Source organism: Reyranella massiliensis 521, from assembly GCF_000312425.1.
Lineage (GTDB): Bacteria > Pseudomonadota > Alphaproteobacteria > Reyranellales > Reyranellaceae > Reyranella > Reyranella massiliensis.
In genome coordinates this window covers 1,238,601-1,252,410 of the sequence record NZ_HE997181.1, presented here as the reverse complement: position 1 = coordinate 1,252,410, position 13,810 = coordinate 1,238,601, and the positions used below count along the sequence as shown (strand labels likewise).

Here is a 13,810-nt window from a genome sequence, read left to right as displayed (position 1 = left end):
GCGATACTGGTCGCAATCGAGGCCGGCTGCCTAGTGGGCTTATCGACCGACGTTCACCTGCTGAACGCTTGAGGGCCGCCCGCTTCGAGCCCACGCTGCATTTCACGCCCGAGATTTTGCGCCGCGGTACGCAGAGCCGACAGGCATTCCCGTGCGATTGCCTCCGGCGTCGACATCTTCGGCAGGAAAACGACGTTGAGGCAGGCCATTGCCCGGCCGCCGACGAGCACCGGGACGGCAATCGCGCCCACGCCGGGTGCGATCGTGGCATCGCGAACGCCGTAGCCACGCTCCTGGGTCCGCTCGATTTCCGCGTCGACCGCGGCACGTTCCGCCGGATCGGCAAGCTGCCTCAAAATCCGCTCGCGTTCATCGGCATCGCACCATGCAAGGTAGGCCGAGCCCGAGGCCGAACGGAAGATCGACGACGTCATGCCGTCGTAGCGCGTGTTGATGTTGAGGCCCGAGCTGTCGCGGTTCGACGTCAGCACAAACATGTTCTCGGCGCTGCGGACCATGAGATCCGACGGCCACCGGATCCGACGCATCAGGCGCCGCAGCCGCGGCTGGGCGATGGCCGTCAGCCAGGCGTTGTAGTCGAAGCCGGCGGAGAGCGCCGTGACCCGCGGCGAGGCACCGTAGCGCGCGCTGCCCGGCACCCGTGCGACATAGCCCGCCCCTTCCAGCGTCTCGAGAAGACGGATCGCCGTGGCGCGGGGCAACTTGGCCTCCTGCGCCAGTTCGGCAATCGACCGGGCCTGGCCCCGATTGACGGCCGCCAGGAGATCGAGACTGCGCAAGACGGCGCGCACGGGCTCGAAGGCAGGACGGGTGACGGACCGGCGGGTGTTCACCAGGTGAACATTAGAGCAATCCGGCGGCTAGGCAATCAAGGCGCGCTGCGGAGAATGCCGGAACGCGCCCGGGGGCGGGCAAACGTGGGGAAAGACCATGCGCCTGAAATTCATCAGCATTCTAGCAGCTCTGGCAGCACTCCCGGTCGCCTCGCCTGCGGTGGCACAGCAGGCCTATCCCAACAAGCCGATCCGCCTCATGGTCGCTTACGCTCCCGGCGGCTCGGCCGACATCATGGCGCGCCTGCTGTCCGAACCGCTCGGTCGCACGCTGGGCACGACCGTGATCGTCGAGAACAAGCCGGGCGGCGCCGGCATTGTCGGCACCGAGGCCTGCGCACGAGCGCCTGCCGACGGCTACACGATCTGCTTCGGCTCGACCACGACCCACTCCATCCTGCCCTTCCTGCATGGCGGCAAGCTGCCGTTCGATCCGCTGAAGGACTTCACGGCGCTGACCCTGGTCGGCACGCAGCCCAACGTCATCGCGGTCAATCCGACGATTCCCGCCAACACGATGCCGGAGCTCATCGCCTGGGCGAAGGCCAACCCCGGTGCCGGCTACGCGACGGCCGGCATCGGCACGTCGAACCACCTGATCGGTGCCTACCTCAACAAGGAGCTGGGCCTCGACATTTCACACGTGCCCTATCGCAGCGGCGGTCTGGCCACGGGTGCTGCCGTTGCCGGCGAAGTGCCTATCGTCATCGACCAGATTTCGACCGTGTTGCCTTTCCTGACCAGCGGCAAGCTCAAGGCCATCGCCGTCACGAGCCCCAAGCGATCGCAGCTCCTGCCCGAAATCCCCTCGATCACCGAAAGCGTGCTGCCGTCGATCAAGTTCGATTCATACCAGGCCCTGTTCGCTCCCGCCGGCCTGCCACCTGAACTCGTGCACAAGCTGAACGACGCGATCCGCAAGGCCCTTTCCGATCCGGAAATCCGCAAGCGCCACCTCGAACTCGGCATCGAGCTGGTCCTGAATTCGTCCGAAGACTTCACGGCCTGGCTGCGCGAGACCTCGCCGCGCTGGCAGGAACTGGTCACCCTTTCCGGCGCCAAGGTGGAGTAGCTGAGATGATCCGCGTTGCGTCCGACATCGGCGGCACTTTCACCGATCTGGCCCTGGAGCGCGACGGGCGTATCTTCAGCACCAAGGTCCCGACCACGCCGTCGGAGCCCGACCAGGCGGTGATGGCCGGGCTGGAGCAGCTTCTCAGCGAGACCGGCACCACCCCTTCCGAAATCGATTTGTTCATCCACGGCACGACCCTGGCGACCAACGCGGTGATCGAGCGCAAGGGCGCCCGTACGGTGTTCGTCGGCACGGAGGGCCTCACCGATTCACTCGAAATCGGCCTCGAGAACCGCTTCGACCAGTACAATCTCAATATCGAGAAGCCGCGGCCGCTGGTCCCGCGCCCCCTCCGCTTCGGCCTCAAGGAACGTGTCGCCGTCGATGGTTCGGTCGTCGAGACGCTGGAAGACGCCGCCCTGGAGCGGCTGGAAGCCTTCGTGCGCGCACAGGAAGCCGAAAGCGTGGCGGTGTGCCTGCTGCACGCCTATCTCAACGACGCCCACGAGCGCCGCGTGGGCGAGCATCTGCGCCGTGCCCTGCCCGGCCTGTCGGTGTCGCTGTCGAGTGAAGTGTCGCCCATCGCTGGCGAGTACGAGCGTGGCACCACCGTTTGCGCCAACGCCTATGTCCAGCCCTTGATGGCCCGCTACCTCGAACGCCTGCAGACACAGCTCACCGCGAAGGGAGTGGTGGCGCCGATGCTGGTGATGATGTCGGAAGGCGGCCTGACCTCCGTCGAGACGGCCTGCCGTTTCCCGGTGCGGCTGATCGAGAGCGGCCCGGCCGGCGGCGCACTTCTCGCCGCCTCGATCGGCCGCCGGCTCGGCATCGACCGCCTGTTCTCTTTCGACATGGGCGGGACGACTGCCAAGATCTGCCTGATCGACGATGGCGTGCCCGAGTTTGAAACCTCGTTCGAGGTCGATCGCTCCTACCGGTTCCGCAAGGGCAGCGGCCTGCCCCTGCGTATCCCCGTGGTCGATCTGGTCGAGATCGGCGCCGGCGGCGGGTCCATCGCCCGCATCGATGCGCTGGGAAGCATCCGGATCGGCCCGGACAGCGCCGGCAGCGAGCCCGGCCCGGCCTGCTTCGGCAAGGGCGGCACCCTGCCGACCGTGACCGACGCCGACCTGGTCGTGGGCAAGATCGATCCCGCACGGTTTGCCGGTGGCGCCATGGCGCTCGACAAGCGCGCCGCAGCGGCCGCGATCAAGGCCGGCATCGGCACGCCCCTTGGCCTCGACGATGCCGCTGCCGCCGCCGCGATCGGCGAAATGGTCGACGAGAATATGGCCAACGCCGCGCACATCCACGCCACCGAGAAGGGGAAAGACATCGCCGGCTACACCATGGTGGCCTTCGGCGGCGCGGCCCCCCTGCATGCGCTGCGCGTTGCCGAGAAGCTCGGGATCGAGCGGGTAGTCATTCCCCCCAATGCCGGTGTCGGCTCGGCCATCGGCTTCCTGGTCTCGCCGGTCTCCTACACGACGCGCCGCACGCACTACATGCGCCTGGCCGATCTCGATCCCGCCATTGTGCGTAGCATTCTCGAAGAAATGCGTGCCGATGCCGAGACCCAGGTGCGCTCCGCGGCTGCCCATGGCGCCTCGACCGAGGAATGGAAGACCTTCATGCGCTATGTCGGCCAGGGCCACGACATCGCGATCCGCCTCGATGGCTTGCCGGCCGAGATCGCTTCCCCGAGCCTTGCCGCCTCGCTGACGGCGCAGTTCGAGGAAGAGTATCGCCGACAGTTTGGCCGCACCCTCGACGGCAATGCCATCGAGATTGTCGGCTGGGCCTACAAGCGCGCCATCATGCGCAACGATGCCGAGACGATCTGGTCCTCGGCGTCGACGACCGGCAGCGCGATGGCGGAGAGCCGGCACGATCTCTACGACCCGGTGAGCGGCCGGACTGTCGACGCCCTCCAGCTCGACCGCGCCGGCATGACGACGACGCCGCGTCCCGGTCCCGCCCTGATCGTCGAAGCACAGACCACCATCGTCGTACCCGAAGGCTTCGACGCCGCGCGCGACGACAGCGGCTGCATTGTCGTGCAGCGCCACGGCAAGCGGACGACGCAAGCCGCGGCGACACAAAGCGATCTCGCCAATCAGATCATGTGGAACCGACTGCTGTCGGTCGTCGAAGAGCAGGCGCAGGCGTTGATCCGCACCTCGTTCAGCTCGGTGGCGCGCGAAGCAGGCGACCTTTCCGCGGGTGTCTTCACGCCCGATGGGCGGATGATCGCGCAGGCCGTTACCGGCACGCCGGGCCACGTCAATTCCATGGCCCAGTCGGTGTTTCACTTCCTCAAGGCCATTCCCCTGGAGCAATGGCACGAGGGCGATGTCGGCATCACCAACGATCCGTGGAGCGGCACTGGGCATCTCAACGATTTCTGCGTCGTAACGCCTGCGTTCCGCGGCGGACGGATCGTCGGCTTCTTCGCCTGTACGACCCACATCATGGATGTCGGCGGTCAGGGCGCGGGTTTCGAAGGCCGCGACATCTGGCACGAAGGCCTGCGCATCCCGATCGTGAAGCTGGTCGAACGCGGCGTACTCGACGCCAAGCTGGTGTCGATCCTGTCGACCAATGTCCGCCTGCCGCAGCAGGCGATCGGCGATATCATGTCGCTGGTCGCGGCCAACCACACCGGCTGCGTACGGCTGGACCGCATGTGCGAGGAGTTCGGCCTCGCTCATGTCGACCATCTCGCCGAGTACATCTTCGCCCGGTCGGCAGCCGGCATGCGCGAGGCCATCGGCGCCCTGAAGGCCGGGACCTATCGCGCCGAGCTGCAGATGGACGGCGTCGAACGGCCCATCCATCTGGTTGCCGACATGACCATCGGCGATGGCGCCATTCGTGTCGCGCTGTCGGGCGAATTGGCGCCCTCGCTCAAGGGCATCAACGTGCCCTATTGCTACACCGACGCCTATGCGAGCTATGGCGTGCGCTGCCTGGTGGGGCCGGAGATCCCCAACAATTACGCCTCGCTGACCGCAGTGCGCATCGAAGCGCCCGAGGGGTCGATCCTGAATGCGACGGACCCCGCACCCGTCGCATCCCGACATATGATCGGCCAGATGCTGCCCGACCTGATGCTGGGCTGCCTGAGCGCTGCCGATCCCCGGATCGCGCCGGCCGAAGGCAGCGGGTCGCTGTGGAACATCCGCCTCTTGCGCCAAGGCGTCGGCGGAAGCGACGGAACCAAGCACCCGCGCTTCATCTCTCTCTTCTTTCACTCCGGTGGCGTTGGCGCGCGGCCGGGCCTCGATGGTCTCTCGGCCACCGCTTATCCGAGCGGCGTGCGCTCGATCCCCGTCGAACTGGCCGAACGCAATGCGCCGGTGCTCTATGTTCGCAAGGAGCTGCGGCCCGACTCCGGTGGTGCCGGCCGCTGGCGCGGCGGCCTCGGACAGGTGATCGAGTTGCGGGCGCGGGACGGCGGCGACATGACTTTGGCGGCCATCTTCGAGCGTGTCGCCAATGCCGCACGCGGACGGCATGGCGGCGCCGACGGAAGACTGGGCAAAGTCAGCCTGAAGGCGGCCGGCCCGCTTTCCGCCAAGGGCCTGCAGACCATTCCGGCCAACGACGTCCTGGTGGTCGAGAGCCCCGGCGGAGGTGGCCTGGGCGATCCTCTGACCCGGCCTGCAGAAGCCGTACATGCCGACGTTGTCGCCGGCTACTGCAGCCTCGTGGAAGCGCGCACGGCCTATGGCGTCGTCGTGAACGACGATCTCTCGCTCGATCAGGCCTCGACGGCGATCCTGCGACGCCGCCGTCAGCGACCGACGCCTCAGGACGGGATCATTTCGACGACTATGTGAGGTTCAACCCGCCATCGGCGATGACGATTTCGCCGGTGACATAGTCGTTGGCACACAAGGCAGCCACGAGGTCGGCGATGTCTTCCGGCTTCGCCGGACGCTTCATCGGCGACTTGGTGTTCCACAACTCATACGCCGCCTCCCAGCCCGTGCTCATGGGCGTGTCGACCAAGCCGGGCGCCACGCAATTGACGCGGATATCCGGCCCGAGAGTCAGCGCGAGGAGGCGCGTGGCATGATGCAGCGCCGCCTTGGCTGCGGCGTAGGGGATCGACGAGCCCTTGGGGCGCACGGCGGCATGCGTGCCGATGTTGATGATCGAGGCAGGCCGCCCCTGCTTCGCCGACTTGCGCAACGCGGCCTCGGCTTCGGCGATCAACATCCACGGCGCAATCACGTTCACGTCGAACATGCTGCGCCAGATTTCGGGGGTCGCTGCCTTGAGATCGGCATGCGGGAAGCGCGCCACGATACCGGCGTTGTTCACCAGCACGTCGAGCCGTCCATGATGCGCGACGACCTCGCGCACGAGCCTGCCGGCATGTTCGACGTCGGCGAGGTCAACCTGATGGTAGCTCGCGCCGGGCAGTTCGGCCGCCATGGCGCGGCCGAGATCGGCCTGACGCCGCCCATGCAAGGCAACTCTGTAACCGTCGCGGGAGAGCCGACGTGCGATGGCTTCACCGATGCCCGAGGTCGAGCCGGTGACGAGGGCCACGCGATCAGACATCCGCCTTCAGAGCCTCCAGCGTTTCGTCCGGCCGCTCGACCATCATGAAGTGCCCACAGTTCGGGATGACGACAGTCTTCGCCCCCGAGATGGCCGCGGCCAAAGCCTTGCCCTTGGCCGCCGGCGTCATGAGATCGCCATCGCCCAGCACCAGCACGGTCGGCGCCTTCACCGCCGCGGCGCGTTGCGGCGCATCCTTGTAGGCATTGCATGCTGCGAGATCGGCATGGATCACGTCGGGCCGATTGCCAGCCAGCACGGCGAGCGACTCACGACGCAGCCACAGGCCCGGCGAGACCATGCCGCCTTTGTGCAAGGCGTTGCCCATGCCCCAGAAGGTCATGAGTTCCTGGACTTTGAGCGTGTTGGCCTTGGCCGACTCCAGCATCTCGGGATGTACGGGCATGTCGACCGCAACGCCGCAAAGGCCGAGCGCCCTCACCTTCTCGGGGTGTCGCGCCGCGCAATCCAACGCCACCAATGCGCCCATCGAATGGCCGACCAGGGCGGCCTGTTTCAACCCGGCAGTCTCGATGAGCTTTGCCGTCCAGTCGGCCATCGCGGCGATGCTGTCGAGGGCGGGCCCTTCGGATCGGCCGTGCGCGGGGAAGTCGACCGCGAGCACGCTGCGGCCATGATGGGCAAACCAGCGCGTCTGCAGGCGCCAGGCCGTTCGGTCGAAGCCTGCGCCATGGAGGAAGACGATCGCGGGCTTGGCCGCATCGAACTCGGCGCCGCCGGTGGTCGCAAAGACGGTCCGGCCATCGACTGTGAGATTCATGGTCAGCCCTTCTGCGAGGCGCGCAGCGCCGGCCCGAGATCGTCGATCAGGTCTTCGGGGTCCTCGAGGCCCACCGAGAGCCGGATCATGCCCTCGCCGATGCCCGCCTGCTTAAGTGCCGCCGCGTCGAGCTGGGCGTGGGTGGTCGAAGCGGGATGGATTACCAGCGACTTGGCATCCCCGACATTGGCGAGATGCGAGAAGAGTTTCAGCCGTTCGATGAAACGCCGCCCGGCCTCGCGGCCGCCCTTGATGTCGAAACTGAAGATCGAGCCCGTGCCCTTGGGCAGCATCCGTTGCGCCAGCGCATGGTCGGGATGGTCGGGCATATCCGGTGAGGCGATGCGCTCGACCGCCGGGTTGGCCTTGAGGAAGGCCATCACCTTGCGCGCATTCTCGACATGGCGCGCCACGCGCAGCGGCAAGGTTTCCAGGCCCTGCAGCAGATAGAAAGCCGTCTGCGGCGCCATGCAGCAGCCGAAGTCACGCACGCCTTCGGTGCGGGCCCGCATGATGAAGGCGTGCGGCCCGAACTCTTCGGCAAAGTCGATACCGTGATAACCGGCATAGGGTTCGGTCAAGGTCGGGAACTTGCCCGATCCCTCCCAATCGAAACGGCCGGATTCGACGATCACGCCGCCGATCGCGACGCCATGACCGCCGATGAACTTGGTCGCGGAATGGAAGACGATATCGGCCCCCAGAGTCAGCGGCCGGCAGAGCATCGGCGAGGCGAAGGTATTGTCGATCATCAGCGGGATCTTCGCCTCGTGCGCGATCGCCGCGATGGCCGGAATGTCCAGCACCTCGCCCCCCGGATTGCCGATGGTTTCGCCGAGGACCAGTCGCGTGTTGGGCTTTATGGCCTTGCGGAAACCCTCGTGGTCGCCGGGGTGCACGAAGCTCGACTCGATCCCGAAGCGCGGCAGGGTGAGCCCCAGCATGTTGCGCGTGCCGCCATAGAGCGACGTCGACGCGACGATGTGGCTGCCCGCGCCCATCAAGGTCGCAATGGCGATATGCAGCGCTGCCTGCCCGCTCGACACCGCGAGCGCCCCCGAGCCTTCCTCGAGAGCGGCCACACGCTCCTCGAACACCGCCACCGTCGGATTGGAGATGCGGCTGTAGATATGGCCGCCGACCTCGAGGTTGAACAGGCTCGCGGCATGGTCGACGTCGCGGAACACAAAGGACGTCGTCTGGTAGATCGGTACGGCACGCGCGCCGGTCACCGGGTCTGGATGCTGGCCTGCGTGCAGCGCCAGTGTATCGGGCTTCAGGAATTTGGCGTCGACCACGATGTCTTCCTTTTTCTCAAGCGGTCTTGCCGCATGAAGCTCACTTCTTGAAGAGCGAGGCGGCGGCCGCGGCGTGGCTCTGCTTGGCCTTGATCTTGTTCTCGACCCTCGCCAGCTCCGCCTTCAGGGCAGCGACATACTCCTTCAGGTCCTCGATGTTCATCGCATCGAGGTTTTTCGGTTGCGGCTTCTTCTGCCGGGGGTCGAGATCGTCGAGGTCAAAGGCCATAGCGCGGCTCCACGGAAGCGGCTAAGGGAGGACTAGCATTGCTCCCCTTGCTTCGAAAGGCCGACCATGAGCGCCCTGCCCGCAACGATGACCTGCGTCGAAATCACCAAGCCGGGCGGCCCCGAGGTGCTGGTACCGACGACGCGGCCGGTACCGCAGCCTAAGGCCGGCGAGATCCTCGTCAAGGTCGCGGCCACGGCCGTGAACAGGCCCGATATCGCACAGCGCGCGGGCCTTTATCCGCCGCCGCCGGGGGCCTCCGATCTGCCGGGCCTCGAGGCCGCCGGCACGGTCGCCGCGCTGGGCGATGGTGTAACCGACTGGAAAGTGGGCAATCAGATTTGCGCACTGACGCCGGGCGGTTCCTATGCGGAATACTGCACCGTCCCCGCACCGCAGTGCCTGCCGCTGCCCAAGGGCTTCGACATGCTGCAGGCGGCCGCACTGCCGGAGAATTACTTCACGGTATGGCACAACCTCTTCGAGCGCGGCCAGCTCAAGGCCGGCGAGAAGGTCCTGATCCATGGCGGTGCGAGCGGCATCGGCACGACGGCGATCCAGCTTGCCAAGGCGTTCGGCGCCACCGTGTTCACCACGGTCCGCACAGCGGCGAAAGCCAAGGCGGTAACGGAGCTCGGCGCCGATCACGCCATCATCTACAAGGACAATGACTGGGCCGCCGAGGTGAAGAAGCTGTCGGGCGGCGTCGATGTCGTGCTCGACATGGTGGCAGGAGAGTATCTGCCGAAGAATCTCGGCCTCTTGAAGCTCGATGGCCGCTGTGTGGTGATTGCCGTACAGCTTGGCGCAACGGCCACGATCAGCGCCGGCATCGTCATGGTGAACCGCCTCACCCTGACCGGCTCGACGCTGCGCCCTCAGAGCGTAGAGAACAAAGGCCGCATGGCCCGCGGCCTGAAGGAAAAGGTCTGGCCGCTGCTCGAGGCCGGCAAGATCAAGCCGATCATCTTCAAGACCTTCCCGCTCAGGCAGGCCGCGGAGGCGCATGCCGAACTGGAACGCGCCGACCATGTCGGGAAGGTCATGATGACCGTCTGAGGTCTCAGAACTTTCCGGTCACGAAATACATCGCGATCCAGGGCTGCCACACCACCAGGAAGAGGCAGCCCAGCATCAATGCGATAAATGGCAAGGCGGCCCGGCAAAGCAGCCCGAACGGCTGCTTGAAGGCGCTCATCGCCACGATCAGGTTCAATCCCACAGGCGGCGTCAGGTAGCCGATCTCCAGATTCAGGATCATGATCACGCCGAAGGTCACCTTGTCGAAGCCGTAGGCCGCTGCGACCGGCGCCAGCAACGGCGCCAGAACCAAGATGGCCTCGCCGGTGGTCATCAGGCAGCCAACGATCAGCAGCAGCACGTTGACCAGCAGCATGAACATCCAGGGATTGTCGATGTAGCCCTGCATCAAGGCCACCATGCCCTGTGGGATGCGGTGCTCGATCAGGATGATGTTCAGGCTGAGTGCGACGGCCAATACCGGGAACAACGAGCCGCCGAGCTTCGAAGCCTCGAGAACGACATTGTAGAAGTCGCGGAACTGCAGCTCCTTGTGCACGAAGATCTCGATCACCATCGCGTAGGCGAGCGCGACCGCCGCGGCTTCGGTCGCCGTGAAGTAGCCGCTGTAGATGCCGCCCAGCATGATCACCGGCATCAGCAGCGCCCAGATGCCACGGCGGAATGAGTGTAGGAACTCGTGCAGGCTGAAGGATTCGGCCGCCCGCTTTCGGTTGATCCAGATGGCATAGGCCGACAACACGACGGTGAGCAGGATGCCCGGTCCGAAGCCTGCCGCGAACAGATCGACGATCGAGGTTTCGGTGACCAGCCCGTAGATGATCATCGGGATCGAGGGCGGGATGATGATGCCCAGCGTACCGCCGGACATGATGGCGCCCAAGGTGAACTTGAGGTCGTAGCCCGCCTGGCGCATGGCCGGAAGCATCACCGAGCCGATCGCCAGCATGGTGACGATCGACGATCCCGAGATGGCCGCGAACACCGCACAGGCCAGCACACAGGCCACCGCCATGCCGCCCGGCAACGGCCGCGTGATGGCGGCCAACATTTCGATCAGACGTTGGGCGATCGAGCCGCGCGTCATGACGTTGCCGCACAGGATGAACAGCGGGATCGAGAGAATCAGCTCCTTGTCGAGGCCGACCCACATGTCCTCGACGATGTAGTCGAGCTGACCGCGGCCCCAGACGAGATGGATGTAGCCGGTGATCGACAGCAGAATGATCAGGAGAGGCTGTCGTAGAAACAGGAGAACAAGGACGAGCCCGACGAGAGCTAACGTGGTCATTCCTGGAACTCTGGCGGCTTGGGCCGGAGACCCGGCCAGATCGCGTAGGCGAAGTAACGGCCGGCCGCGGACAGGAAGCCGATCGGGATGGCCATCTGGAACGGCCACACCACCCAGTCGAGCACGGGTGCGCGCAGATCAGCCGTGAAGGTCGAGTGCACGAACTCCACGCCGTAGTAGACGACCACGATCAGACAGACTCCGGTGACGACATCCGCCAGCCTGTCCATTGCCGGCCCCCAGGCCGCCGGCGCCCAGCCGAAGCCGACCCGCGGCACGAGATGGCTTCCGGTCGCCGTCGCAATGCCGATGCCCGCGAAACTGCCGACGACCAGCGCATAAATCGAGAACCGTTGCGACGCGAAGATGCCGGTCGGTCCGACATCGATTCCCAGCGCATTGAACAACGGCCCAACTAGCTCGCGGCCCAGTACATCGAGCACGAGAATGATGGCAATGAAGGAGAAACAGGCGACGGCAAGCCAGCACTCGAGCCGGTGCCAGACAGCCAGCACCCGCACCGCCCAAGGCGGTGCGGTCGCGACCGACACATCAGTCATAAACGGCGCTTAACTCTTCTTGTCGCAGGAGGCCCGAGCCGCTTCCATTTGCTTGTAGAAGTTCTGTGCTTCACCGCCCACTTCCTGCACCATCTTCGGCCATACCGGCTGCAGGACCTTGCGCCACTCTTCGCGCTGCTCAGGGGTCGGTGTCGCAATCGTGCCGCCGGCCTTCACATGCATGTCGCGCAGCGTTGCCTCGAAGCCGCGGATCTCCTGCCGGAGCTGAGTGGCGCTGCGACGGGCCAGGGCCTTGTCCAGCGCCGCACGCTCGGCTGCCGGCAGCTTGTCGTAGGCGGCCTTGTTCATGAGGATGATGCCGGGAGCGTCCGACAGTTCGACGCGCGACAGCACCGGCGCAACCTTCGCGAGGCCCGACGGGAGGTAGAAAGTCACGACTGTGGAGTTGATGTCGGTGAGCCCGGTCTGGAACGCCGACGCAATCTCGGTGATGCCGATCGGTGTTGGGTTTGCGCCGAGCGTCGACCACATCGCCGCCGAAACCTTGTTCGATGCCGAGGCTGCCTTCAGCCCCTTGACGTCCGCCGGGACCAGATAAGGTTTCTTACCGACGATGTCGGCGGTGCCGACTTCCGTCCAGCCGAGGAACTTCACGCCCTTCTTGGCCAGCAGGTCCGAGACCGTCTTGGTCATGGCGTCGACCGTGCAGTCCTGCTCGGCGATGTTCTTGAAGTAGAACGGCAAACCGAGCAGCGAGAGCTCCGGGACGATCAACGCCACGGCACCGTTGGAAAAACCACCCATGTCGATGCGGCCGCGCGCGACCTGCTGCACCGTGTCCTGCTCATTGCCGAGCTGGGCGTTGACGAAGGAGGAAATCTTGAGCTTGCCGCCGCTCTCCTCGGCGACGTCCTGCTCGAAGCGCCGAAGCTGGGGTGTCACCCATGGCGTTTTCTCGGGTGCCCCTGTCGTGTAGCGAAGCTCGGTGGCCTTCTTGTCCTGCGCAGTGGCGGCGCCGGTCAAAGCAAGCGCCAAGGCTGCCGTGGCAGCAACAGCCGCCGCAGTCATTCGAACCATGCTGGTGTTTCCTCCTATCCTTGCGGGCGTAGCGCACTTTGGGGCGCCTTCATCCCGCGGACAGTCTGCCGAGGTTCGCGCTCCAATGCGAGCACGAAGTTGGCGGAGGTGTCAGCTTTGTGTCGGATCTCCGATGTCGGGCTGATCGGCTTCGGCCGGGTCGACTGGCGCAGCGTCGGATACATCCTCAACCGGAAGGCCGGCCTTGGCGGCCTCCCTCTTGCGCGCGGCGTCCTCACGAGCGGCCTTGCGGCGTGCCTTGTCGACCGCATCGTTGAGGTCCTTCAACGAACAAAGGCCGAGCGTCACCGGATCACGTGGACGGACGTTCTGCATGTTCCAGTGCGTACGATCCCGCACCGACTGGACCGTGCTCTTGGTCGAGCCTACCAGCTTGGCGACCTGACTTTCCTGCAACTCCGGGTGAACCTTGAGCAGCCAGGCAATGGCATCGGGCCGGTCCTGGCGCTTGGCGACCGGCGTGTAGCGTGGGCCCTTGGAGCGGGCCACCGGCATCGGCACGTCGCGCGGGCTGAGCTTCAGACGTGCCCCCTGGTCCGCCTCGACGCGTTTGATCTCTTCCTTGGTAAGCTGGCCATTGGTGGTCGGGTCGAGACCCGTCATGCCGCCTGCAACTTCGCCATCGGCGATCGCCTGCACTTCGAGCGGATGCAGGCCCGTGAAGGCCGAAATCTGGTCGAAGGTGAGGGTCGTATTTTCGACCAGCCAAACGGCGGTCGCCTTGGGCATCAACACTTGCGACATGAATTCACTCTCCTCGCCCGGATATAGAGGCCGTCTCAGGCCCCGCCAACCTGAAAAGCACCCTATCCCATCGCATAGCTGAAAAAGAAAACGGCCGGGGTCGCCCCCCGGCCGTCCTCAAAGACTTGGCTTCGGATCGTCTTACTGAATGACGATCTCGACGCGGCGGTTCTGCGGCTCGCGGACGTTCGGGCCGGTCTGAACCAGCAGGCCCTGCTCGCCACGGCCGACAACCGCGATGGCCGTCGCCGGCACGCCTTCACGCACCAGAGCGTCCTTCACAGCGTTCGCACGGCGCAGCGA

At 65.6% G+C, this 13,810-nt stretch carries 13 protein-coding genes; 3 read left to right on the top strand and 10 right to left on the bottom strand.

Going from position 1 to position 13,810, the window contains the following annotated elements:
* Positions 1-53: 53 nt before the first annotated feature.
* Positions 54-854 (bottom strand): IclR family transcriptional regulator domain-containing protein, encoded by an 801-nt coding sequence (locus BN60_RS06175; RefSeq protein ID WP_020695134.1) that lies wholly within the window; start codon positions 852-854, stop codon positions 54-56.
* Between the two features lie 97 nt (positions 855-951).
* On the opposite strand from BN60_RS06175, the gene BN60_RS06170 reads away from it, so the two are divergent.
* Both BN60_RS06170 and BN60_RS31410 read left to right on the top strand, forming a co-directional pair.
* Positions 952-1,926, top strand: coding sequence for a Bug family tripartite tricarboxylate transporter substrate binding protein (locus BN60_RS06170; protein WP_020695133.1), 975 nt, complete (start codon positions 952-954; stop codon positions 1,924-1,926).
* A gap of 5 nt (positions 1,927-1,931) precedes the next feature.
* Positions 1,932-5,774, top strand: coding sequence for a hydantoinase B/oxoprolinase family protein (locus BN60_RS31410; RefSeq protein ID WP_020695132.1), 3,843 nt, complete (start codon positions 1,932-1,934; stop codon positions 5,772-5,774).
* Here BN60_RS31410 and BN60_RS06160 read toward each other — a convergent pair.
* The 4 genes from BN60_RS06160 to BN60_RS06145 are packed head-to-tail and all read right to left on the bottom strand — an operon-like array spanning position 5,767 to position 8,812.
* Positions 5,767-6,504, bottom strand: a complete 738-nt coding sequence (locus tag BN60_RS06160; RefSeq protein ID WP_020695131.1) for an SDR family NAD(P)-dependent oxidoreductase — start codon at positions 6,502-6,504, stop codon at positions 5,767-5,769. The two genes, BN60_RS31410 and BN60_RS06160, sit on opposite strands and share 8 nt — an antisense overlap.
* Positions 6,497-7,285: an alpha/beta fold hydrolase gene (locus BN60_RS06155; protein ID WP_020695130.1), complete on the bottom strand. Its 789-nt coding sequence runs from the start codon at positions 7,283-7,285 to the stop codon at positions 6,497-6,499. Before BN60_RS06155 ends, BN60_RS06160 begins: the two co-directional genes overlap by 8 nt.
* Positions 7,286-7,287: 2 nt before the next feature.
* Entirely contained in the window at positions 7,288-8,583 is a 1,296-nt protein-coding gene (locus BN60_RS06150) for an O-acetylhomoserine aminocarboxypropyltransferase (RefSeq protein WP_020695129.1), read from the bottom strand.
* Positions 8,584-8,623: 40 nt separating this feature from the next.
* Positions 8,624-8,812, bottom strand: a complete 189-nt coding sequence (locus BN60_RS06145; RefSeq protein WP_020695128.1) for a DUF1192 domain-containing protein — start codon at positions 8,810-8,812, stop codon at positions 8,624-8,626.
* 66 nt (positions 8,813-8,878) lie between these two features.
* Here BN60_RS06145 and BN60_RS06140 point away from each other — a divergent pair, with 66 nt between their 5' ends.
* Positions 8,879-9,871, top strand: coding sequence for an NAD(P)H-quinone oxidoreductase (locus BN60_RS06140; RefSeq protein WP_020695127.1), 993 nt, complete (start codon positions 8,879-8,881; stop codon positions 9,869-9,871).
* Positions 9,872-9,875: 4 nt separating this feature from the next.
* Here BN60_RS06140 and BN60_RS06135 read toward each other — a convergent pair whose 3' ends face one another.
* From BN60_RS06135 to BN60_RS31790, 5 genes are all read right to left on the bottom strand, one after another.
* Entirely contained in the window at positions 9,876-11,144 is a 1,269-nt protein-coding gene (locus tag BN60_RS06135; protein ID WP_020695126.1) for a TRAP transporter large permease, read from the bottom strand.
* Positions 11,141-11,704 (bottom strand): TRAP transporter small permease, encoded by a 564-nt coding sequence (locus BN60_RS06130; protein WP_020695125.1) that lies wholly within the window; start codon positions 11,702-11,704, stop codon positions 11,141-11,143. The genes BN60_RS06135 and BN60_RS06130 overlap by 4 nt, the downstream gene beginning before the upstream one ends.
* Before the next feature lie 9 nt (positions 11,705-11,713).
* Positions 11,714-12,742 (bottom strand): TRAP transporter substrate-binding protein DctP, encoded by a 1,029-nt coding sequence (gene dctP, locus BN60_RS06125; RefSeq protein WP_083855974.1) that lies wholly within the window; start codon positions 12,740-12,742, stop codon positions 11,714-11,716.
* A gap of 111 nt (positions 12,743-12,853) precedes the next feature.
* Positions 12,854-13,507 (bottom strand): DUF1013 domain-containing protein, encoded by a 654-nt coding sequence (locus BN60_RS06120; RefSeq protein WP_020695123.1) that lies wholly within the window; start codon positions 13,505-13,507, stop codon positions 12,854-12,856.
* 141 nt (positions 13,508-13,648) lie between these two features.
* Positions 13,649-13,807: an OmpA family protein gene (locus tag BN60_RS31790; RefSeq protein WP_354002177.1), complete on the bottom strand. Its 159-nt coding sequence runs from the start codon at positions 13,805-13,807 to the stop codon at positions 13,649-13,651.
* Positions 13,808-13,810 lie beyond the last annotated feature (3 nt).

Bases quoted from the DNA above. Each gene is read 5' to 3' on its own strand.
- BN60_RS06170 (WP_020695133.1), top strand. From the start codon at position 952: ATGCGCCTGAAATTCATCAGCATTCTAGCAGCTCTGGCAGCACTCCCG.
- BN60_RS31410 (WP_020695132.1), top strand. From the start codon at position 1,932: ATGATCCGCGTTGCGTCCGACATCGGCGGCACTTTCACCGATCTGGCC.
- BN60_RS06160 (WP_020695131.1), bottom strand. From the start codon at position 6,504: ATGTCTGATCGCGTGGCCCTCGTCACCGGCTCGACCTCGGGCATCGGT.
- BN60_RS06155 (WP_020695130.1), bottom strand. From the start codon at position 7,285: ATGAATCTCACAGTCGATGGCCGGACCGTCTTTGCGACCACCGGCGGC.
- BN60_RS06145 (WP_020695128.1), bottom strand. From the start codon at position 8,812: ATGGCCTTTGACCTCGACGATCTCGACCCCCGGCAGAAGAAGCCGCAA.
- BN60_RS06140 (WP_020695127.1), top strand. From the start codon at position 8,879: ATGAGCGCCCTGCCCGCAACGATGACCTGCGTCGAAATCACCAAGCCG.
- BN60_RS06135 (WP_020695126.1), bottom strand. From the start codon at position 11,144: ATGACCACGTTAGCTCTCGTCGGGCTCGTCCTTGTTCTCCTGTTTCTA.
- BN60_RS06130 (WP_020695125.1), bottom strand. From the start codon at position 11,704: ATGACTGATGTGTCGGTCGCGACCGCACCGCCTTGGGCGGTGCGGGTG.
- dctP (WP_083855974.1), bottom strand. From the start codon at position 12,742: ATGGTTCGAATGACTGCGGCGGCTGTTGCTGCCACGGCAGCCTTGGCG.
- BN60_RS06120 (WP_020695123.1), bottom strand. From the start codon at position 13,507: ATGTCGCAAGTGTTGATGCCCAAGGCGACCGCCGTTTGGCTGGTCGAA.